This is a genomic window from Deltaproteobacteria bacterium (genome assembly GCA_020848905.1).
GTDB lineage: Bacteria > Myxococcota_A > Polyangia.
In genome coordinates this window covers 451,319-472,095 of record JADLHG010000042.1, presented here as the reverse complement: position 1 = coordinate 472,095, position 20,777 = coordinate 451,319, and the positions used below count along the sequence as shown (strand labels likewise).

General features: G+C 71.2%; 17 protein-coding genes. 4 read left to right on the top strand and 13 right to left on the bottom strand.

Annotated elements, in window-relative coordinates; genetic code table 11:
- The 4 genes from lnt to IT371_19035 all read right to left on the bottom strand — a co-directional run bounded on the left by lnt (position 1) and on the right by IT371_19035 (position 5,772).
- Positions 1-1,605: an apolipoprotein N-acyltransferase gene (lnt, locus tag IT371_19050; GenBank protein MCC6749772.1), complete on the bottom strand. Its 1,605-nt coding sequence runs from the start codon at positions 1,603-1,605 to the stop codon at positions 1-3.
- The gene (locus tag IT371_19045) at positions 1,602-2,591 is read right to left on the bottom strand and encodes a diacylglycerol kinase family lipid kinase (GenBank protein MCC6749771.1); all 990 of its coding nucleotides are present in this window, start codon (positions 2,589-2,591) and stop codon (positions 1,602-1,604) included. Before IT371_19045 ends, lnt begins: the two co-directional genes overlap by 4 nt.
- A gap of 70 nt (positions 2,592-2,661) precedes the next feature.
- Positions 2,662-4,032 carry a sigma 54-interacting transcriptional regulator gene (locus IT371_19040; GenBank protein ID MCC6749770.1) on the bottom strand — a complete coding sequence of 457 codons (1,371 nt, stop codon included), beginning with the start codon at positions 4,030-4,032 and terminating at the stop codon, positions 2,662-2,664.
- Between the two features lie 3 nt (positions 4,033-4,035).
- Positions 4,036-5,772, bottom strand: coding sequence for a serine/threonine protein kinase (locus tag IT371_19035; GenBank protein MCC6749769.1), 1,737 nt, complete (start codon positions 5,770-5,772; stop codon positions 4,036-4,038).
- 18 nt (positions 5,773-5,790) lie between these two features.
- Between IT371_19035 and IT371_19030 the strand changes: the two genes are divergently transcribed.
- Both IT371_19030 and IT371_19025 read left to right on the top strand, forming a co-directional pair.
- Positions 5,791-6,957 (top strand): hypothetical protein, encoded by a 1,167-nt coding sequence (locus tag IT371_19030; protein ID MCC6749768.1) that lies wholly within the window; start codon positions 5,791-5,793, stop codon positions 6,955-6,957.
- Entirely contained in the window at positions 6,954-7,409 is a 456-nt protein-coding gene (locus IT371_19025) for a hypothetical protein (GenBank protein ID MCC6749767.1), read from the top strand. The genes IT371_19030 and IT371_19025 overlap by 4 nt, the downstream gene beginning before the upstream one ends.
- On the opposite strand, the gene IT371_19020 is transcribed toward IT371_19025, so the two are convergent.
- The 5 genes from IT371_19020 to IT371_19000 form a co-directional block, all read right to left on the bottom strand.
- The gene (locus IT371_19020) at positions 7,399-9,021 is read right to left on the bottom strand and encodes a matrixin family metalloprotease (GenBank protein ID MCC6749766.1); all 1,623 of its coding nucleotides are present in this window, start codon (positions 9,019-9,021) and stop codon (positions 7,399-7,401) included. The genes IT371_19025 and IT371_19020 overlap by 11 nt on opposite strands.
- Positions 9,018-9,599, bottom strand: a complete 582-nt coding sequence (locus IT371_19015) for a hypothetical protein (protein ID MCC6749765.1) — start codon at positions 9,597-9,599, stop codon at positions 9,018-9,020. Before IT371_19015 ends, IT371_19020 begins: the two co-directional genes overlap by 4 nt.
- A gap of 166 nt (positions 9,600-9,765) precedes the next feature.
- Complete coding sequence (locus IT371_19010) at positions 9,766-10,953, bottom strand: (Fe-S)-binding protein (GenBank protein MCC6749764.1); 1,188 nt, start codon at positions 10,951-10,953, stop codon at positions 9,766-9,768.
- Positions 10,946-12,205, bottom strand: coding sequence for an FAD-binding oxidoreductase (locus IT371_19005; protein MCC6749763.1), 1,260 nt, complete (start codon positions 12,203-12,205; stop codon positions 10,946-10,948). The genes IT371_19010 and IT371_19005 overlap by 8 nt, the downstream gene beginning before the upstream one ends.
- A 1-nt stretch (position 12,206) precedes the next feature.
- On the bottom strand, positions 12,207-13,760 hold the full coding sequence (locus tag IT371_19000) for an FAD-binding oxidoreductase (protein ID MCC6749762.1): 1,554 nt from the start codon (positions 13,758-13,760) through the stop codon (positions 12,207-12,209).
- Between the two features lie 97 nt (positions 13,761-13,857).
- On the opposite strand from IT371_19000, the gene IT371_18995 reads away from it, so the two are divergent.
- Positions 13,858-14,262, top strand: a complete 405-nt coding sequence (locus IT371_18995; protein ID MCC6749761.1) for a hypothetical protein — start codon at positions 13,858-13,860, stop codon at positions 14,260-14,262.
- Between the two features lie 33 nt (positions 14,263-14,295).
- Here the strand turns inward: IT371_18995 and IT371_18990 are convergent, their stop codons facing one another.
- Complete coding sequence (locus IT371_18990) at positions 14,296-15,459, bottom strand: acyl-CoA dehydrogenase family protein (protein MCC6749760.1); 1,164 nt, start codon at positions 15,457-15,459, stop codon at positions 14,296-14,298.
- 116 nt (positions 15,460-15,575) lie between these two features.
- Here IT371_18990 and IT371_18985 point away from each other — a divergent pair, with 116 nt between their 5' ends.
- Positions 15,576-16,070 (top strand): YbjN domain-containing protein, encoded by a 495-nt coding sequence (locus IT371_18985; GenBank protein MCC6749759.1) that lies wholly within the window; start codon positions 15,576-15,578, stop codon positions 16,068-16,070.
- 66 nt (positions 16,071-16,136) lie between these two features.
- Here the strand turns inward: IT371_18985 and IT371_18980 are convergent, their stop codons facing one another.
- From IT371_18980 to IT371_18970, 3 genes are read right to left on the bottom strand one after another with little or no spacing between them, the layout of a single operon-like run.
- On the bottom strand, positions 16,137-17,855 hold the full coding sequence (locus IT371_18980; GenBank protein MCC6749758.1) for a glycerol-3-phosphate dehydrogenase/oxidase: 1,719 nt from the start codon (positions 17,853-17,855) through the stop codon (positions 16,137-16,139).
- 10 nt (positions 17,856-17,865) lie between these two features.
- Positions 17,866-19,650, bottom strand: a complete 1,785-nt coding sequence (aspS, locus tag IT371_18975) for an aspartate--tRNA ligase (protein MCC6749757.1) — start codon at positions 19,648-19,650, stop codon at positions 17,866-17,868.
- Between the two features lie 15 nt (positions 19,651-19,665).
- Entirely contained in the window at positions 19,666-20,706 is a 1,041-nt protein-coding gene (locus IT371_18970; protein MCC6749756.1) for an inositol phosphorylceramide synthase, read from the bottom strand.
- Positions 20,707-20,777 lie beyond the last annotated feature (71 nt).

Here is a 20,777-nt window from a genome sequence, read left to right as displayed (position 1 = left end):
CTACCGCTTGCGCCGCTTGCCGCGGGGCTCTCGGCCGCGCGGTTTCGCCGGGGCGGGCTGGGTCGTGCGGGTGCGCCGCGCCCAGAGGAGGAGCGCGACCGTGCCGGCGAGAGCCAGGTAGGCGAAGAGGTCCCCGACCCGGGCGTAGACCGTTCTGGCGCCATCCAGGAGCGCTACCTCGCCGAGGAGACCTTCGGGGGGCACGCCGGGTGTGAGGACGGGGTCGTGGGAGCGGGTCTTCGGTCCCACGCGCCCCGTGGCGTCGATGAAGGCGCTCACTCCCGTGTTCACCGAGCGGACCATGTCCAGGCGGTGCTCGACCGATCGGAAGACGGCGAGAGCCAGGTGCTCGTACGGCTCGGAGGTCTGTCCGAACCAGGCGTCGTTGGTGACGTTCACCAGCAGATTGGGTTTGAGCGGCGCCAGGCGGCGGCCGAAAGAGGGGAGGATGTCCTCGTAGCAGATCATGGGCCCGATGCGGTGGCCGCGGAACGGGAAGGTGGTCACCTCGGTGCCCCGCGCGAAGTGGGACATCGCAGGGAACCAGCGCCGAAAGGCGGGGAAGGTCTCGTAGAGGGGGATGTACTCGCCGAAGACGAGGAGGAAGTTCTTGTCGAAGCGCCCGGTGATGCGGCCGTCGGGCTCCATCATGTAGGCCGTGTTGTAGGGGAAGCGGCTCGACGGCTCGAAGCTCACGGCTCCGAAGATGAGCGGCACCTTCAGGCCCACCATGATCCGGCGGGGGTCCCGCTCCGGCCAGTCGCGCGTCATGGTGCGCAGCATGGCGTAGGGGTAGGAGGACTCGGGCCAGACGAGGAGCTCGGCCCCCTGATCCTGGAGCTTGTGGCTCTCGCGAAGGTGCAAGGCGTGGTGCAGGACGGTCAGCTCGGCGCGCCCCTTCTGCACGATGCCGATGTTGGCCTGGACCACGCCCACCTTCACCTTGGGCGCCGCGGCCCGTTGCGCGCGCACCTGGTGCACGCGGAGCGCGCCGTACCCGAAGGAGAGGAGCAGGAGCGCCGAGCCGATGGCCAGGGGGCGGAGCGGCCACGTGGAGCGCGTGAGCCTCGCCTGGAGGAGGTCGTAGAGCATGCCGTTCGCGAGCATCAGCAGGGCCGTGACGCCGAGGGGGCCCGTCAGATCGGCGACCTGGATCGCGGGGACCACCCACGCCTGCGTGATGGCCAGGTACCAGTCGAAGATGAAGGGCATGAGGAACTCGGCCGTCACCATGAAGAGCGGCGCGAGCAGCGTCATGGGCAAGGTGGGCCGATAGAGGTGCGCGCGGCGGATCGCGTAGGCGAAGGCCCCCCAGTGGAGGCCCTGATAGGCCACGAGCAAGAGGTAGATCGGAAAGGCGGCGACCCAGGGGAGGCCGCCGAAGCGCATCAGGAGGTGCTGGATCCAGTAGAAGCCGCCGGCGTTGCCGAGGGTCCCGGCCAGCCAGCCGTAGAAGAAGGCCGCTCGGGGGGAGGTGTCGCGGAGGGCCAGGAGCAGCGGCACGAAGCCCACCCACGCGAGCGGCCAGATGTCGAGGTCCGCGCAGGCGAGAACGAGCAGGCCGGCAGTGGCTACGGCGCAGAGGACGCGCTGCCAGCGCTTCATGTCATCGATCCTCCGACGGGAAGGACGAGCGACTTCAGGCGCAGCGCTCGTGGCAGCAGCTCGAAGCGCGCCGGGAGGCGACCTGGCGTCTCGCCGTCCACGTCGAGGAGGATCTCGTCGCCGGGGTCGACCGGCTCGGCGTCAACCTGTCGGGCCTGGGCCAGGCTCACCTGCGGCATCTCGAGGTGCGTCCCCGAGTACACCTTGTGCCCCCGGAAGACCATGTCCCCGAGCGACAGGGGCCCGAGCGCCACCACGTCGAAGAGACCGTCGTCCAGCTTCGCCGTCGGGGCGATGTGCATGCCGCCGCCGAAGTACTGGCCGTTCGCGACCGCCACGTTCTGCAGGGTCACCTCGCGCGGCGCCCCGCCGTCGAGGCGGATCCGCGCCCGCTGCGGCGAGTAGCGGCGCATCGCGCGCAGCGTGGCCACCGCGAAAGAGATGCGACCGCCGAGCGCCTTGCTGCTCTCGTTGACGAACTTGTCCACCAGGCCGCCGATGCCGAAGCTGGCGATGTTCGCGAAGTGCCGCACGGCAGGGCTGCCGTCGTTGGCCACGTAGGTGAGCCGGCCGACGTCCACGTCGGTCGTGGCGCGTCCCCGGAGCGCCCGGGCCCCGTCGGCGAGCTTCGTCGGCGCGGCGATGGTGCGCCGGAAGTCCCCTCCCGTGCCGAAATGGAGCACGCCGAGCACGGCGCCGGCGCGCCGGGGGCCTCGATGGTCGAAGAAGCCGTCCACGACCTCGCTGATCGTGCCGTCGCCCCCCATGGCCACGACCATCTCGTAGCCCTCGTCGAGCGCGGCGCGGGTCTGCAGCGTGCCGTCGCCCACCCCGCGGGTGAAGCGGTGGTGGAAGGGGCCGAAGTTGGCGGCGATGACCGCCGAGAGCTGGCTCCACTTCCGGCCGAGTGCGCCGTTCTGGGAGTTCGGGTTCGCCACCAGGACGGTGCGGAAGTTCTCCTCGGTCATGAGGGAGGCATACCGCATGGATGCGGGGGGCCACAAGCGCGGCGAGCGGGTGCAATGGCGGACGGCGGGCCGGTGGCACCGACGCCCGTCACTCCCCTTCGCGGAGGCCGTACTTGCGGATCAGGCGAAAGAGGTAGGTGCGATCTACGCCGGCGTCGCGCGCGGCGGCGGCGACGTTGCCGTTGGCACGGCGGAGGAGGTCCGTCACGTAGTCCACCTCGAAGCGGTCGATCCAGCGGGCCTTCGCGTCCTTGTAGGGCAGGTGCAGGTCCACGGCGAGGTCGGAGCTCGGGGCCGCCGCCGGTGCGAAGCCGTCGGGGTCCGCGCTCAGCGCCGGGCCGCCGTGGGCCATGACGGCCACGCGCTCCATGAAGTTGCGCAGCTCGCGGATATTTCCCGGCCAGCGGTGGTTCACGAGGCGCTGCAGCGTCTCGCGGCCGAGCGCGCTCGGGGCCGTCGCGCCCGGGGCGAGGCGTGAGGTGAGCTGTCCGAGAAAGTGCGTGGCGAGGAGCTCGACGTCTTCGGGCCGCTCGCGCAGCGGCGGGAGGTGCATGCGGATGACCGAGATGCGGTAGTAGAGGTCGGGGCGGAAGCCCCCCTCGTTGATCGCCCGCCGCAGGTCGCGGTGCGTGGCGCAGACGATGCGAGCGTCGATCGAGCGATACTTCGGCGAACCGACGGGCTTGATCTGGCGGCTCTCGAGCGCGCGCAGGAGCTTGGGCTGGGCGGAGGCGGAGAGCTCTCCGATCTCGTCCAGAAAAAGGGTGCCGCCGTCGGCGAGCTCGAAGGCGCCGGTGCGGTCGGCGTTCGCTCCGGTGAAGGAGCCGCGCACGTGGCCGAAGAGCTCGCTCTCGATGAGCGTCTCGGGGATGGCGCCGCAGTCCACCACCACGAACGGACCCGTACGCCGCGGACTCGCCCGGTGGAGCTCCTCGGCCAGGAGCTCCTTGCCGGTCCCCGTCTCCCCCTCGATCAAGACCGTGGCTTCGGAGGCCCCCACGGCAGGTAGCTGGGCGAAGATGGCGCGCATCTGGGCACTGCGGCCGAGGACCGAACCGAAGCGGTCTTCGCCGTGCAGGGGGACCTCGACCTCGTCGTCGAGCGGCGTCAGCCGAATCGTGGAGTCGCCGACGAGGAGCTCGACCGGCTGACTCACGGTGACCTCCCGGAGACGCAGCGGGCCGACGAAGGTGCCGTTGGTGCTGTCCAGGTCGGTGATGGTGAACCCGCGGAGCCCCGTGACGATGCGCAGGTGGCAGCGGGAGACCGCCGAGTCGGTCAGCACGAGGTCGTTGTCGGAGAGCGTGCCGATGTGGAGCTCCTCCTCGCCCGCGACGACCTGCTTGCCCGCGTCGACTCCGCGCAGCACCTCGAGCCGGACTTTCCGACGGAGCAGCTTGGGGGCCTTCAGGTCGTTGACCACGCGCGTGGTGGTCAGCTCGGGGGTCCGGCCGGCCACGGGCTACCTTCCGAGCTCGAAGGTGAAGGAGCGGCTCGTGCCGGCGGGAACCTGCGCGACGAACGCCTTGCGCACGCTCCCCTCGGGGCCGCGCAGCTGAACCTTGCGACTGCCGGAGCGAACCTGCAGCTTGACCAGCGGTGTGTTACCCACGAACTTGCCGTCCAGATAGACCTTGGACCACGGGAGCGAGTTGACCGTCAAGTATCCCACGGGGCTCGACGCCTCCTCGACGGCGAGCATCGCACGCAGCTCCGAGGGGCGCTCGTCGGCGGCGAGGCGTCGGCGGTAGGGGCGGTGTCCGGACTTGCGGAGCTCGAGCAGCGCGGGACCCGGAGGCAGGGTCACCGCCGTCGGGGTGCGCCCCTGCGGCGCGCCGTTGAGCACCACCGACGCGCCGGCGGGGCGCGAGTGGACGAGCAGCCGATGCGATCCGGCGGCCTGGGGCGGGCCAGCAGCGTCCGCGATTCGGCGGGCCACGCCGAGGTCGGGCCCCGGCGCGGCGTCGCGGAGCGGCGGGCGCGCGGCGGAGCTCGGGTCGCGCGCCTCGCCCACCGGCGGGACGTCTCGCCAGCGATACCACGCGAGCAGGAACCACCCCGAGAGGGCGAGCCCGACGAGAGGGGCCCAGATCCAGCGCAGGCGCGACCGACGGGGCGTGGTCGCGTCGACGGTGGAGGTCGCCTCCCGGGTGCCCGACGGATCTTGCGGCGAGCGGTCGGCGAAGACCGAGGTGGGCGACGCGTGGCGCGGCTCGGCGTCCTCCTCGCTCCCGAGGAGCTTGCGGATCGCCTCGTCCACCGCGTTCGTGGGGCGCGGCGGACCCGCGGTCTTGGCGTGCCGGGCCCAGACTCCGAGCGCCTCGGCCTCGGGGGGATTGGGCAGGGCGGCCAGGTACGCGCGGAGCTCGCCCACCAGGTCGGCGGCCCGGGGGAAGCGGTCCTCGCGGTCGAGGGCCAGCGCCCGGGAGAGGACGGCCCGCAGCGGGGCGGGGGCGGGGAGCTCGGCGACGGGGATGCGGATCCGGCCCTCTCGGAGGCGGTCCAGGGTCTCGATGTCCGTGTCGCCGCGGAAAGGAGGGACGCCCGCCAGGAGATCGTAGAGCACGCAGCCCAGGCCGAAGAGGTCCGCGCGGTGGTCTACGGGAGCGGTGGCTCGCGCTTGTTCGGGAGCCATGTAGTCGAGCTTGCCTCGGAGCGTGCCGTCGACCGTGTGCTCCTGGCGAATGGTGCTCTTGGCGATGCCGAAGTCGGTCAGCTTCACGTCGCCTCGAAAGGACACTAGAATGTTCTGGGGGGAGACATCTCGATGGATGATCCGTAGGGGTAGCCCCTCCGAGCTCGTGTGATCGTGAATGAACTGCAGCGCGTCGCCCACCTGGGCCGCCACGAGGGCCGCGAGATCGGGGGGCATGGGAGAGCCGTGCGCGCGGCCCGCCGCCGCCAGGCTGCCGAGGTCCAGCCCCTCCACCGACTCGAGAGCGATGTAGCAGGTCTGGCCGATCTCGCCGTGGTCCAGCACCCGGACGATGTTCGGGTGCGACAGCGACGCGGCCAGGCAGGCCTCTTCCAGGAACAGGCGTCTGAAGCGGGTGTCGCGGGCGAACTGGGGCAACACGCGCTTGATGACCACGGGGCGTTCGCGGTCGTCGGCGACGAGGGAGGCGCGGAAGACCTCGGCTGTGCCGCCGATGGCGATGCGCTCGAGCAGTCGGTAGCGTCGCGAGAAGGCGTCGGTCATCTCGGTTGGGCGAGGAGCGTGCTCTATTGTACCGTATCGGCGCTCCTCTGGGTGTCGGTCGACGCCCGGGCGGAGAACAGCCCCGGGGGGCGCGCGGCGCTCCTGCAGAGCGGAGAGAGCTGCCCGAGCCGCGTCCTCGCCGACCGCGCCTCGGCCGAGCTCGGCGCACGGGGGCACCGTGCGGTGGACGCCTGGACTCTGGCCGCTGCCGTCGCGCGCGTGCGCGCCGCACGAGCCCTCGTCGCGGCTCGCACGCTCTATACGCGCACGGACTTCGCTGGCTGTGTGGCGCTGCTCTCGATCACCGAGCAGGAGCTCGGGCGCAGCCTCGGCGAGCCCCCTGCCGAGCGGACCCTGCTCGCGCACCGCACGCTCGGCGAGGTGAACCTGTGGCTCGGCGTCTGTCAGTGGGCCGCCGGGGACGTGCAGGCGGCGGCGGCGAGCTTCGTGCGGTCGAGCCAGCTCCCGTCGAGCCCGTTGCTCGACGGCCGACTCTTTCCCCCGGAGCTCCTGACAGACTACCGGCGGGCGGTGGCCGCCCCGCGCGAGGAGGTGAGCTGCGTGCTCGAGGAGGGGCTGGGCGCGGAGCAGCTGCTCGTGAATGGCAAGGGGCCGACGGTGAAGGGGCGCTTGCTCCAGGTCCCGGCCGGGACGCACTACGTGGTGATCCAGGGGCGCTGTCCCGCCGCGCAGCCGACCTGCGTCCCGGGGGGTGGGGCCCGCGGCTTCCTGCGACTGGACGCGCGGCCGCTCGGCTGCCGCGTGCAGCGTCCGACGCACCGTCCCGAGCCGCTCACCTGCGTGAGCGAGCGCGAGGGGAGCGACGCGAGCTTCGTGGCGAGCGTCGTGCGGGAAGCAGATGCCCGGCTGGGGCTGGTGCTCGAGGTCGGCCGCGCCCGCGTGAGCCTGCGGTTGACCCAGGCCGGGCGAAGCGAGTTCACCAGCCAGACCACGACGCGCCTGAGCGGCGCGCCGGAGGAGACGGCGGTGCTCGGCCAGGCCGTCTCGCTGCTGCTGGGAGGGGAGGCGGCGCCTGTCGTGCCTCGGCCGGAGCCGTCCGCCGGACCGGCGTGGTATCGCCGCTGGTGGATCTGGGCGCTGGTGGGGACGGCGGCGGCCGTGACGGTGAGCGCGGTGGCTCTCTCGGCGCGCAACGACCGCGTGCGGGTGGTCTTCGCGCCATGAAACGGGTCCTTGGCCTCCTCGTGCTGGGGCTCGGTGCGGGAGCCGCTGGCTGCGGCAGCGAGCTAGTAGAGGTCTCGCTCGTGCGCGGCGAGTGCGAGGATCAGGCGCTCCTCGACGTGGTGAGCACGGTCGCGGAGCTTCGGCGCGCCGACGGCGTCGGCGTCGAGCGCTGCATCAACGTGGGGGCCGGGAGGATCGACGAACTCGTCGACCTGGCGGGGTTGCTCGCCGAGCGGGTGCAGTTCGCCGATCTGCCTGCGGGCGGGGACTGGACGCTCTGGGTGCGGGGCTTCGCCGCGGCGGACTGCGACTCCAGTCCCATCCTTTGCGGAAAGGTGACGCGGATGACGCTGCCGCCGCCGGGGAGTCGGGTGACCCTCGGCGTGCACTGCGTACCGCGCCTTGCCGCCGAAAAGCCGGAGCGGCTTAAGGCCTGCCTCGTCAAGGAGTAGCGGGAGGGCGTTGACGTCGGCGCAGCCGAAGGAGCAGCGGCAGCAGCGGCGCGAGCAGCACGCTCCACGCTCCGGGGGAGAAGGGCGAGGCGGTCAGATCGCACCCGGAGCTCTCTCCGGGGGGAGTCGGCTCCGCCAGCCCGGCCGCCGGCGTGCAGGCGTAGCGGGAGTTACCCGCTGCCGTGCAGTCGAAGCCCACCGGGCAGCCTTCTTCCGGGGTGCAGAGCTGGGTGCAGAAGCGCGCGCCGGCGGAGGTCGTCGCGCAGATGCCGGTGTTGCACTGCTGGTTTCCCTGGCAGTCCCCGCCGAGCGTGCCGGCCGCGTAGCCGCCGCTCCGCGGATCCCGGATGCAGGCGCCGCGGTCGCTGCCCACCACCCCCGCGCAGACGAAGCCGCTCGGGCAACTGCCAGCCTCGTCGGCCTGGCAGAGCTGCGTGCACACTTTCTCCCCGCCGGTCTCGCCGCACAGACCGCTCTGGCAGTTCTCGCCCCCCGCGCACCGCTCACCGAGCGGCCTTCGCGAGGACGGTACGACGGGGGTCTTCGCCTCGGGGACGCAGAGGCCGCCCGTGCCTCCCGGCGCGCACTGATAGCCCTTGGGGCACGTGCTGGCGCTGACCTGGCAGCTCTCGGAGCAGATGTTGCCGGTTCCCGGCACGGCCACGCAGAGGGTGGACTTGCACTCGGGGCCGCCGCCGCAGGCCTCACCGAGCCCCTTGCTCCCCGCGGCCGGCGCGCTCGGGAGGCAGGCCTTGCTCACGGTGCCGCCCGTGACGCCCATGCAGGCGTCGCCGTTCGGGCAGGGCTGCGCGTCGCAGGGCTGCGAGCAGCGCGACGTGCCCTGCACGCCGAGGCACATTCCGGACAGGCACTGTGCCGGGGAGGAGCAGGCCCCGCCGTAGCCTTGCTTGTTCCCCGCGACGCACTTCTGGTCCTGGCAGGTCTCGTTTGGCGCGCAGTGTTCGGCGACAGTGCACTCGGGGGGGGCCACACCACCGGAGGGATAGAGGAAGCAGAGCCCTGCCAGGTCGTCCGAGTGAAGCGACCGCTGCGAGGTGTCCCCCGGGGCCGTCGCGTAGTACATCGTCGCGGTCGGCTCGGTGGAATGATCGAGGCCCAGCTGGTGCCCGAGCTCGTGCGTGGCGACGGCCTGCACGTCGTAGGCGAACGGCGATCCGGTCACCGACCAGCGCTTGGTGCCGTTATAGAAGGTGTCGGCGTCCATGATACGCCCGCTCTGCGGGTCGTAGATGGTCTGCGTGACGCCGAGCGCCGCGGCGCCGTAGGCCGCGGGCCAGCTCGGGAGCCAGGCGTTGGTGTTGACGTGATCCCGCTGATCTCCGTTCGGGCGGCTCACGACGCCGAGATCCTGGGTCTGGTACTTGGAGCAGCTCACCGTGGACCACGCCTTGTAAGCCGCGCGAACGGCGGCCTGGGTCTCGGCGGCGCTTGCGCCGGGTGCGGCGGCGCTGTGAAGGTCGAACTTCACCGGCAACGTGGACCAGCGGACGACCTGCCCGTTCATGCTCGAACGCTGGACCTTGTAGGCCGCCGCCGGTCCGGCGACGCTCGAGAGCGCGAGCAGCGTGACGAAGAGGGACCTCGTCGTCATGGCGCACCCCCTGCGAGGTCGCGCCTCGGTATGGCGGCGAGGAACTCGCTCACGGTCAGGTCCGCGCTGCGGACGAGCTGCAGGGGTTCCTGCAGCTGCACCTTGCCGTGGCCATCGAAGCGGGCGAACGCGACGCCCCGCAGATCCCGGCGTACGCGCTCGACGCCGCCGCGATCCCGGTAGACCTCGAACTTCCCGAGCGCCATGCCGACGGGGACGAAGCGGGGTCCGTCCGCGGCCAGAAAGAGGAGGACCTCCTCCCCGTCGGAGAAGCGCGCGGCGCCCGCGACGTGCATGCCGAGGGTGGCGGTCTCCCCGCCCGGCTGACGGACCGTGACCAGCTCTCCTCGCCGGGCGCGTCCCTTGAGCGGCGTGGCGACCCGCACCACCGAGTCCGTCCAGGGGCGACCGTCGACGACGACAACGCGCTGCCGCACGACCTTTCCCCGCACGATGGCCGTGGCCGATCTGGCGAGCGCCGGAGTATCCAGGTATTCGAGGATTGTCGCGCGGGCTCTGCCAGCTGTCGCCAGACAGCCGAGCAGCGAAAGCCCCACCATCACCCGTGCCCCAAGCATCGCGCACCTCCTTACGACGACATGTAGCTGTCCGGCTCCGAGCGTGCGTGTGGGGCCGCGCTTCTGTCTTGATGTGCGGCAGGAACCTATCGGTGACCGGCCCGCGGATCCAGTAAAAAGTGGGCTGCGGGCGTGGCGGCCATCGCGTCGCGCAAGTAGCTGTAAATTAACGCGTTATCCGGGTCTTGCGTTTTCGGGTCCCCGGTGCGCGCGGAGAGGGAGGGCTCGGTGGCTCGGGGGCGGTGGCCCAGTCCAGGAGCCGGGCCAGGTCCCAGATCTCCACCCCGGTCCCCGCGGCCTCGAGCGTGCGCTTGCAGGTCCCGCACGAGGTGACCACCCGCGGGACGGCGAGGAGCTCGGGCTCGGCGAGTCGCCGCCGCGCTTGCTCGCGCGCGACCTCGGGGTAGGTGAGCGGGACGAGTCCGCCCCCGCCGCAGCATTCGGCGAGTTCCCTCGCGTGAAGGAATTCGCGCGGCGATTCGACGCAGCGCGCGACGAGGGCGCGAGGCTGATCGTAGACCCCGAGGTGTCGGCCGAGATAGCAGGGGTCGTGGTAGTAGGCCGAGGGCTGGCGGCGTTTCACCTCGACGCGCGGGAGGTGGAGCGCCAGATACTCGGAGAGGTGCAAGACCTCGACGTTGTGCTCGAGCCCCTCGCCGGGGAGGCGCACGCGCAAGAGGTGCACGCAGGCCGGGCACCCGAGCACCACGGTGTTGAAGCCGCGGAGCCGGCGTAGGAGCTCTTCCGCCACGAAGCGCCCCGCCTCGACGTGCCCCGCCGCCCAGAGGGGGTAGCCGGCGCAGATCACCGGGGTGTCCACGACCCGCACGAACCCGAGGTCCAGACGATCGAACAGGTCGAGCGCGCTCGCTACGTCGCCCGGCGAGCTGTCCACCGAGTCACAGGCCGGCAGGAAGCCGACGCGCGCCTCCTTGGCCAGGCGCTGGGGCGGAACGAGGGCGTGCAGTCGCGCACGGAGCGCTTCATTGCGCGTGCGGAATCGCTCGGGCAGACGTTCTACGGCGGGGTGTTCGAGGCCGCGATCGCGCGCCACGGCCCGACCGAAGAAGAGGGCCGTCGCCACGTCGTTGTCGTGCTCGCAGTACTCGCGGCACAGACCGCACCCCGTGCAGCCGTAGAGCGGCAGCGCGTGGTCGGTGGTCCATGGGATCGCGTTGCGGCGCATGAGGTTCAGCAGCTCCATCTTGGCCTGAGGGACCAGCGTCTCGCTGCCGAGGCTGGTGGCGACCGGACAGGCGTGACGACAGAGCTTGGGGCAGTAGGTGCAGTACTCGAGCTCCCGCACGAAGGGAGCCAGCTGCGCCTCGGGGGACGGTCGCCGCGGATCAGGCATGGCGTGCTCCTCGGTGCGCGGCCATCGGCACGAGCTGCGCGAGCGCGCCGTCGGGGTCCTGCAGCGCGCGGAAGGGGCGCACGGCTTCGGGCAGGGCGGGGCGGAGCCGAACCGAGCCCAGGGAGCACAGGTCGCGGTCGACCGCCGTTCCGTCGGGGGCAGGGTCGTCGCCGGGCAGCCAGAGCGTCAGCGCATGGAGCTCGAGGCCGTCGAGGGCGAAGGGGCGCGGCGCAGAGCCTTCGAGCAGCGCGAGGGCCGCGGGGAGCTGACTGTGTCGCACGCGGTAGCTCGCGCCGGAGCCCGGGTCGACCCGCGTCGCGAGGTGCGCGTGCCAGCGCTGCGACAGGTCCTTCGGCAGCTCCGTTCCGCCGTGCGCGTGGCTCGAGGTCTCGAGGGCTTCGAGCTCGGCGCGCAGCAGCAGCGCGGGGCCCTCGAGGAGCGTGAGCGCCGCGGCCGGCATCGCATAGTGACGAGGGTCGAGTTCCTCGGCGGCCCGGGTCTGGTTCACGATGCGCACCCGCCGCGGGCGAACCCCGAGGGCAAGCAACTCGCGCGACGCCCGGGCTGCGGCGGCGACGCTCGGATAGAGGTGAGCCACCGTGGCGCTGCTCTCGGGGAGGCGGTGGGCGCGAAGCACCGCGGTGGTGATGACGCCGAGCGCGCCCCAGCTACCGAGGTACAAACGCTGCAGGTCGGGGCCCGTCGCTCGACGAGGAGCCACGCGCGTGTGGATCACGGAGCCGTCCGGGCGGGCCACGGACAAGCCGAGACACGCCTCGCCGAGCGCGTGCGTCGCGGAGCCGAGGTTCTCCGTATGCGGGCCGGCGAGCGCGCCGCCCACCGTGGATGGCCCGAGCGGGGCGGCCAGGGGCCCGAGCGAGAGCCCGTGGCGGGCGAGCGACTCCTCGAGGTGGGAGGCGAGGAGGCCGGCCTGGCAGTGCACGGTCAGAGAGCTCTCGTCCAGCTTCAGGATGTTCGACATCCGCTGCGTGCAGAGCGCGACGCGCAGGCGACCGTCCTCGGGAGCCGTGAAGCTCGCGCTGCGCGTGCCGGCCCCGACGACGGCCACGGTCAGGCTCCGCGTCGCCGCCAGCTTCAGCACCTGGGCTACCTCGGGAGCGGAGGTAGGCCAGCAGACGATCGATGGGGCCAGGGCGCCGCAGCGTCGCCGGTCCGCCTCGACGGTGCTGACGTGCGCCGGCCCCAGGATCTCTCCGAGGGTCGTGACGATGGAGGGGACGAGCGCGCTCATGTCACAACCCCATCTTTCCCGGGTTGAAGACACCGCAGGGATCGTACAGCGCCTTGAGCTGCCGGTAGAGGGCGAAGGAGGTGCCGTGTTCCTGCTCCATGAAGGAAGCCTTGCTCACCCCGACGCCGTGGTGGTGGCTGATCGTCCCGCCCGAACGCGTCACGGCGGCCAGCCCGCGTCGCCAGAGCTCGTCGTAGAGGGCCTCCGACCGGGCTCGGCCCTCGGCCGCCGCGGCGAAGGTGAAGTAGATCGAACAGCCTTCGGGGTAGGCGTGCGAGAAGTGGGCGAGGACGATGGCCAGCGGCGACAGCGCCTCGCGCACCTGGCCGTAAAGGTGCAGGAGCTTGTCCCAGGTGGTGGCGACCTCCAGCGTGTCCACGAAGCCGCCGGCGGCGAAGAGCGGGCTCATCTTGTACGACACGCTGTAGCGGTGCGCGTACCAGCGCAGGCCGGGCCCATCGCCGAGGTCCTTGCCACCGGCCGCGAGGAGCTCGGCGTGGCAGAGGCTGGCCTCCGCCTCGGCGAGTCCGGGCTCCCCTTCGAGGCCCACGATGAGCAGACACCCGCGTCCCAGCTTCGGCACGAGGGCCTCGGCGAGCTTGCTCAAGATGCCCGCGTGGGCGAGGGCCTGCCCGAGCAGCAGGCGCGGCAGCTCCGCGGTGGCGTCCTTCACACGTTCGGGGATGAGGCTGGCGAGCGCGCCCGCGGCCGATGGGGCGTCGTCCGGGTCACCCGAGGGGCGCGCGAGGAGGCTGTCCATCTGGTCGTACAGGCGCACGACGGCCGGACGCAGGCCGCGCTGGAGGATGCGCCGGATCCCCTCGCACCCGGCGGCCACGCGCGGGAACTCGTACGCGCGAAAAACGCGGTGCGAGGGCAAGGGGCGCACCCGCATGGTGGCCTCGGTGATCACGCCGAGAGTTCCCTCGCTCCCCACGAAGAGCGGCGCCAGATCCGGGGTGTCGCCGACGCCGCACCTGATCCTCGCGCCGCCGCCTGCGACGACCTCCAAGCTCTCCAGCATGTCCTCGATCTTGCCGTAGCGCGTGGACATCTGTCCGGCCGAGCGCGTGGCCAACCACCCGCCCAGGGTGGAGCAGTAGATCGACGACGGGAAGTGCCCGAGCGTCAGCCCCTGCAGGTTGAGCGCATCCTCGAGGTGCTGCCCGTTGATCCCGGCCTGCGCCGTGACCAGGTGGTCCTCGCGCGAGACGGAGAGCACGCGTTGCATGCGCTTGACGTCGACCACTATGCCGCCCGAAAGCGCCAAAGTCCCTCCACAGACGCCCGAGCCTCCGCCCCACGGGATGAGCGGGACGCGGAGCTCCTCGGCGAGGCGCACCAGCGCCACGATCTCGTCCGTGCTCTCGGGCCAGACGACGAAGTCCGGCGGCGCGATCGAGGCCTGACCGTCGCGCAGCGCGAGGAGCGAGCGCGGCCAGAGGTCTCGCGAGTACACGATCCGGTCGGTATCCCCTTCGGATCGGCGGTGCGGCGGAAGGAGCCTGGCCAGGGCCGAGGCGACGGCCGAGCGAACCTGAGTCGAGAGCGGCACGGGCGCAGTCTCGCCCCGCGCTCCGTGGCTGTCAACGCGAGGCTGCGGGTTGGCGACGACTCGGCAGTGGCGGTAAGGTGATCGCGTCGGAGGAGCGATGGGTCCCAGGTGGCGTCCTGAAAAATTCCGCTGGCGCTGGGTGATCGTGGCCATCCTGCTGGTCGTAGGGGGCCACGTCGGCGCCTATCGCGCTCTCGGGCCGGAACTCGTGCGACTGCTCGAAGCGGACCGGATCCTCGTGGCCTTCGCTCTCGCCACCGGCACGGCCCTCGGCATCTACTTCCTGGGGGGCCTGGTCGTCGGGCGCATGTCCACGGGACACACGACGCGGGAGCCGGCGGTCGCGTCGCTGATCTCGCTGATCCTGATCTGCGGGCTCCAGTTCCGCATGGGGATGATCAACATCGTGGGCCTGCTGGTCGGAGCGCCTTTCTGTTTCGGCGCCTCGTACCTGGGGGCCTGGGTGGGGGAGAAGTGGCAGCACGTGGCCACTCGGCGGTAGGGGCGGCCGTTCCAAAGACGGTTCGTCGACGATCTACCGGTACTGTCGGATGAGCTCGGCGGCGATGTTCTTCTGCATCGCCTCGATGGTGCCGCCGCCGATGGAGAGCAGGATCGCGTCTCGGAGGAGGCGCTCCACCGGGTAGTCCCTCGTGTAGCCGTAGCCGCCGAGCACCTGGATCGCGCTGCGGGCCACCTCTTCGGCGACCGGGGTGGCCACGAGCTTCGCCGCGTCGGCGCCCAGGCTCTCCCGGCGGTCCGGGTCGATGGCGTGAGCTACCTGATAGACGAGGGCCCGCGCGGCGTGGGTCCTGGCGTAGGCCTCCGCCACGCGCTGCTGGATCTGCCCGAACTGGATCAGCGCTTTGCCGAACGCCTTGCGCTCGCTGACCGCGTAGCGGCACATCACCTCGAGGCTGCGCAGGGCGATGCCGACCGATTGCGCGGCGAGGGTCACGCGTTCGATCTCGAGGTTCCGCATCATGTGCACGAGCGCCCCGTTCTCGGCGCCGAGCCGGTTCTCGACGGGGATCTCGCACTCTTCGAGGACGAGCTGCGAGGTGGGCGAGGCCCGCATCCCCATCTTCTTCTCCTTCTTGCCGACGGAGAAGCCAGGAGCGGTGCGCTCGACCACGAAGGAGGAGACCTCGCGGCGGCCGGGGTCGTCCATCTTCGCGTAGACGAGGAAGAGGTCGCCCACCGGGCCGTTCGTGGCGAACTGCTTCGTGCCGGTGAGGAAGTAACGGTCTCCCCGCCGCCGCGCGGTGGTGCGCATGCCGAGGACGTCGGTACCGGCCCCGGGCTCCGTCATGGCCATCCCCGCGATCCGGGCTCCGCTGAGCACGTCGGGGAGGAAGCGCGCGCGCTGGGCGGGGTTCGCGTTGTGGTAGAAGTTGTTCACGAACAGCACTTCGTGCGCCAGATAGGAGAGGGCGAAGCCCGGGTCGTAGCGGCTCAGCTCCTCGCAGGCGATGACGGTGGCCACGGGGTCGAGGCCGACGCCGCCGGCCTCCTCCGGAACCGTGAGCCCGAACAGATTGAGCTCGCGGCCGAGGCGCCGGAAGAGGCCCTCGTTGAAGGTCTCGGTCTCGTCGTGTTCCGCGGCCTGCGGTTCGAGGAGCGTCTCGCCGAAATGATGCACGGCCTCGCGCACGGCGCGGTGCGTGTCGGTCGGATTGAACAGGTCGAAGGACGGCATGGCGCGATATTGGAGCGGCCGAACGGCGATGGCAATGGGCCAGTGGACCCCGAGGGGGGCCCCGTGGCATCGTTGGGAGTGCACCGTCGGAGCTTCCGACGACGATCGGAGGAGCGATGCCCGCGACCGCGGAGACGATCCACGAGTTCTTCAAGGAGTACGGCTGGCAGTACGACTACGACGAGGAGAGCGCCACCTGGCGCACGGGGTTTCGGGGGGACAGCAACAACTTCAACATCGTCGTGCACCTGACCGAGCACTGGGTCTACATGGCGATCAGCCCCTACGTGAACGCCGCTCAGGACGAGCAGTGCGGTGCGCGCCTCCACCAGCACCTGCTCCGCTTGAACCACGCCATCAACCTGGCGAAGTTCGGGATCGACCTGGACGGGGACGTGGTGCTCACGGTCGAGCTGCCGACGGAGAACCTGGACTACAGCGAATTCGCCGACGGGATGAACGCGCTCAGTTTCTACGCCGACGGGCACTACCTGGACATCCTGAACCTGGCGCACAACCCGGCCTACGAGCCCGCGGAAGTAGAAGAGGAGCCCGACGGCGCCGAGCCCGAAGGGGGCTCGGACGGGGGCAGCAAGTGGCAGGCGAACTGAGGCGCTGACGGCGGCGCCGCGCCGGGTCCGCCCGGTGCATTCCCAGCGTCCGCGGCTGGGGCTCGGTCAGGCGCTGAGGGCGGCGCTCCCCTGCACCGGCGGTGCGAACTCACCCCGCCAGGCCCGGTTCTCCGCCACGAGCGCGCGGTACGCGGCCACCTGCCGTGCCTCCTCGGACGGGTCCCAGCCGAGGATGGGGGCGAGGAGCTCCGCCGCCTCCTCGGCCACGCCCAGACCCTGCTGCGGATCCCGGTAGAAGAGCTGCGTGCGACGCACGAGCACGTCGGAGAGCGTGCACGCGAACTCCTCGCGCCCGGCGAAGGCGATCTCGGCCCAGAGGTAGGGGAGACCCTCTGCGACGCGGCGACGGAGGCGCGGGTGCGTGGCCGCCAGGGCCAGGACCTCCGGGCCGCGGGCGCCGTAGAGGAGACCCAGGTGGGCTCCGACCTGCGGATCCCCCGCGCTCTCGGCGAGCCGGGCCTGAAGGGCGGCGAGCTCCTCGTCGTTGGTCAAGCCGACCCCACCGGGGAGGAAGAGCTCGCGCGTGCCCGCTCCCCGGCGGTGGGTGGGGCCGCCCCCGGCCGCGATGGCTCGGGACGCGGCGTCCACGCACTCGGCTGCCATGCGGCGGAAGGTCGTGAGCTTGCCCCCGGCGATGACCACGAGCCCGTCAGGGCGGACCTGGATGCGGTGCTCGCGGCTGAGGGCGCTCGGGTCGGCCCCAGGGTCCTGGTCGAGCAGCGGGCGCACCCCGGCCCACGAGGAGACGACCTCCTCCGGACGAAGCGTGACTGCCGGGAAGTAGCGCGCCACCGAGGTGAAGAGGTACCTCACGTCGGCGGCGGTGGCGGCGACGTGCGCCGGGTCGCCGTGGAAATCCGTGTCGGTCGTCCCGACGACCGTGTGTTCGTGGTACGGGAGCACGAAGTGCAGCCGCCGGTCCTCCGGGTGGCGCATCACGAGCGCCTCGTCGACGGGGAGCCGCGCTCGCGGCACGACGATGTGCACCCCTTTCGTGGGGCGGAGCCAGCGGCGGCTTTCCCCCGCGCGCCCCAAGAGCTCGTCCGTCCACGGGCCGGCCGCGCAGACCACGGCGGTCGTCCGGATGGCGAAGACCTCGCCCGAGAGACGGTCCTGCACCTCCACGGAGCGGACCCTGCCGTGGGCGAAGTCGAAGCTCTTGGCCTCGGCCTGCGAGAGGACCGCTCCGCCGAGGGCGTGCGCGGCGAGCGCATTTTCTAGAACGAGCCGGGCGTCGTCCGTTTGGTAATCGTAGTAGAGAACTCCACCTTTGAGGTCCTCCACGCAGAGGCCGGGCATCGACTCCACCACGCGCGAGGCCGGCAGGGTGCGGTGGAATCGGTAGTTCCGGAAGAGCGCGAGTGCGTCGTAGGCCCAGAACCCCATGCGCACCGTGAGCAGGCGGCGTTCGTCGCCCCGGTAGACCGGGAAGAGAAAGGGGAGGGGGCGTACCAGGTGCCGGGCCAGCCGGGCCAGGCGGGCGCGCTCGTCGAGGCTCTCGAAGACGAGGGCCACCTGACCGTGTTCGAGGTAGCGCAGGCCTCCGTGGACCAGGCGGCTCGAGCGGCTCGAGGTGCCGAAGCCGTAGTCGGTGCGCTCGACGAGGGCCACGCGGTAGCCGCGGACCAACGCGTCGCGGGCCACCGCCGCGCCGGTGATGCCGCCGCCCACCACCACCAGATCGAAGGGCTCGTCGCGAAGGCGCGCGAGGGTAGCCCGTCGCTGCGCGAGGGGATCACGAGGAGCGTCGGTGGGGAGGGTCATCGGGCTCGGGTCACGGCTTCAGCTGGACGTGGAGCTCGGCGAGCTGCGCGTCGTCGACGGGGGCCGGCGCGCCCGTGAGGCCGCAGGTCCCCTTCTGCGTCTTGGGGTAGGCGATCACGTCGCGCAGGGACTCGGCGCCGCAGAGCACCATGACCAGGCGGTCGAGCCCCACCGCGATCCCTCCGTGCGGCGGCGGTCCGTAGCGGAAGGCCTCCAGGAGGAAGGAGAACTTGTTCTCGGCCTCCTCCTTGGACAGCCCGAGGGCCGAGAAGACGCGCGACTGGACGGCCTCCTGGTGGATCCGGATCGACCCGCCCGCCACCTCGACGCCGTTCAGCACGAGGTCGTACGCGCGGGCCCGCGCCTGGCCGCGGCCGTCGGTGTTCACGAGCTCCACGTCGTCGGGGTGTGGTGCGGTGAAGGGGTGGTGGCAGGCCACCCAGGCGCCCGTCTCCTCGTTGCGTTCGAAGAGCGGGAACTCGGTCACCCAGAGTGGGCGCCAGGCCCCCTTGGGGACCAGTCCGAAGCGTGCGGCCATGTTGAGGCGCAGCAGGGAGAGCGCGTTGTTCACGATCGACGCCGAGTCGGCCAGGAAGAGGACCACGTCCCCCGTCGTCAGGCCGAGTCGTTCGTTGAAGGCCTGCTGCCGTTCGGGGGCCACGGCCTTGGCGAAGGGGGCCTGCCAGGCGCCCCCCTCGAGGATCCGTGCGTACGCCACCCCCTTGGCCCCCACGGGCTTCACCAGCTCGGGCAGCTCGTCGAGGTCCTTGCGCGACAGCTTCTCGGCGGCACCCGGCAGGCGCAGGGCCTTCACGATGCCCCCCTTCTCGAGCGCCTGCTCGAAGACCCGGAACCCCGAGCCACGGGCCAGCTCGCTGACCTCGCCGAGGGGGAGGTCGAAGCGCAGGTCGGGTTTGTCGGAGCCGTAGCGGTCCATCGCCTCGCGGTAGGTGAGGCGCGGGAAGGGGCGCGGCAGCTCGAGACCCAGGGCCGCGGAAAAGAGGCGGCAGAGCAGCCCCTCGACGATGTCGTAGATCAGCTCTTCGTGCGCGAACGAGAGCTCCACGTCGATCTGCGTGAACTCGGGCTGCCGGTCGCCTCGCAGGTCCTCGTCGCGGAAGCAGCGGACGATCTGGTAGTAGCGGTCCATTCCCGCCACCATGAAGAGCTGCTTGAAGAGCTGGGGAGATTCGGCGAGGGCGTAGAAGTGGTGGCGATTCAGTCGGCTCGGCACAAGAAAGTTCCGCGCGCCGCCGGGGGTGTGCTTGATGAGCACCGGGGTCTCGAGCTCGAGGAAGCCGCGCTCGTCTAGGTAGTTGCGGGTGGCCGAGCAGACCCGCGACCGGAGCGCGAAGTTCCGCTGGAGCGCGGGGCGACGCAGGTCGAGGTAGCGGTACCGCAGGCGCACGGCCTCGCGGGTGTCGGTCTCGTCGGCGATCTCGAAGGGCGGCGTTTCGGAGCGGGAGAAGAGCTCGAGCGCGCGGGCCGACACTTCGATTTCGCCGGTAGGGAGCTTGGGATTGGTGTTCTCGCCGCGGCTCGCGACGACGCCGGAGACGGCGATGCAGTACTCGCTACGCAGGTCCTCTGCCAGCGCGTGCACGTCGGCTTCCACGTCCGAGCGGAAGACGACCTGGGTCAGGCCGTAGCGGTCGCGCAGGTCCACGAAGATCGCGCCGCCGTGGTCGCGTCGATTGGCCACCCACCCCATGAGGACTACGGTCTGGCCAACGTGGCTGCCGCGCAGCTCCCCACAGGTATGGGTCCGTCCCGACTCGAGAAACGTCTTTGTCAACGTGTTCCGGCTCCGCTAGCAGTGAGGCGGCATTATACCGGCATGTCGGGGTGCGTCAACGCATCGGGCCGGCGCGGGCCTCGGCCACCTTCGCTCGAAGGCGATCCCGGAGAGCGTGGCGAGGAGCGCCAGCGCGAAGCCCGCCAGGACGTCTACGAACCAGTGATAACGGAGGTAGACCGTCGAGACCCAGAGGCTGACCGTGAGGAGCGTGACCGCGGGCAGGACGACGGGACGCAGTGGCACGCTGCGGCGGTGGCGGAGCAGGAAGAGCAGGGTCACTGTGGAGATGGCCGTGTGCAGGCTGGGAAAGCAATCCCTTGGAAAGGTCTGCAAGGTGGTGACGAGCACCTTGGCGCCCCAGTAGACGTACCGACCGGTGAGTGGCCCCCGGTACTGCCCCGCGAGGATGAGCTGCGGCCCCACGGCGGGAACCAGGATGTAGCCGATGAAGCCTCCATAGAAGGCGACGAGCAGGCCGAGCTGCAGCTCTCGAAAGGCGCCGGTGTGTCCGGCGAAGTAGAGCCAGCCGGCGAGGAGCGGCGGAAAGACGAAGTAGGTGAGGTAAGCGAGGGCCATCCAGTCGGTCAGGAGGGGGTGGGCCCACTGCTCGAGCCATAACGTGGGCTGCGCCCCGAAGAGCCAGCCGTCGGCACGGGCCAGCGCCTCGTCCACGGTGTCCGGACGCAGCCAGTGCGTCAGGTCGTGGAGGTTCTCGTAGACCCAGAGGCAGAGCACGAAGGGGAACCAGTCTCGCAGCATGGCCGCAGAGCGGGCGAGCGCCTCGCGCACGGTGCGGGGACGGCCGCGCGTGGCGTGGAAGAGCTCGACGACGAGGGCCGCGGCCGCGAAGGAGAGCATCATCCACAGCGCGTAGCGCACGGACATGATGTTGAAGGAGAGTCGCTGCGGGGCGAAGGCGTGCAGGAGCGCGAGCAAGCCGCCGAAGAGCAAGAGGAGCAGGTATTGAGGCTGCACGCGGGCGGCGAGGCGGCGCCAGAGGCGCGGCCGGCCCGGCGTGGCGGAGGGAGTGGCTTTGAGCGCGAGGTCAGACATCGATCCGCGCGGGCAGCTTGGACCCGAGGAGCGCGGCCCTGTCAACGGAAATGCGCGATGGGGTTGACAGG

Bases quoted from the DNA above. Each gene is read 5' to 3' on its own strand.
- lnt (MCC6749772.1), bottom strand. From the start codon at position 1,605: ATGAAGCGCTGGCAGCGCGTCCTCTGCGCCGTAGCCACTGCCGGCCTG.
- IT371_19045 (MCC6749771.1), bottom strand. From the start codon at position 2,591: ATGCGGTATGCCTCCCTCATGACCGAGGAGAACTTCCGCACCGTCCTG.
- IT371_19035 (MCC6749769.1), bottom strand. From the start codon at position 5,772: ATGACCGACGCCTTCTCGCGACGCTACCGACTGCTCGAGCGCATCGCC.
- IT371_19025 (MCC6749767.1), top strand. From the start codon at position 6,954: ATGAAACGGGTCCTTGGCCTCCTCGTGCTGGGGCTCGGTGCGGGAGCC.
- IT371_19020 (MCC6749766.1), bottom strand. From the start codon at position 9,021: ATGACGACGAGGTCCCTCTTCGTCACGCTGCTCGCGCTCTCGAGCGTC.
- IT371_19015 (MCC6749765.1), bottom strand. From the start codon at position 9,599: ATGCTTGGGGCACGGGTGATGGTGGGGCTTTCGCTGCTCGGCTGTCTG.
- IT371_19010 (MCC6749764.1), bottom strand. From the start codon at position 10,953: ATGCCTGATCCGCGGCGACCGTCCCCCGAGGCGCAGCTGGCTCCCTTC.
- IT371_19005 (MCC6749763.1), bottom strand. From the start codon at position 12,205: ATGAGCGCGCTCGTCCCCTCCATCGTCACGACCCTCGGAGAGATCCTG.
- IT371_18995 (MCC6749761.1), top strand. From the start codon at position 13,858: ATGGGTCCCAGGTGGCGTCCTGAAAAATTCCGCTGGCGCTGGGTGATC.
- IT371_18990 (MCC6749760.1), bottom strand. From the start codon at position 15,459: ATGCCGTCCTTCGACCTGTTCAATCCGACCGACACGCACCGCGCCGTG.
- IT371_18985 (MCC6749759.1), top strand. From the start codon at position 15,576: ATGCCCGCGACCGCGGAGACGATCCACGAGTTCTTCAAGGAGTACGGC.
- IT371_18980 (MCC6749758.1), bottom strand. From the start codon at position 17,855: ATGACCCTCCCCACCGACGCTCCTCGTGATCCCCTCGCGCAGCGACGG.
- IT371_18970 (MCC6749756.1), bottom strand. From the start codon at position 20,706: ATGTCTGACCTCGCGCTCAAAGCCACTCCCTCCGCCACGCCGGGCCGG.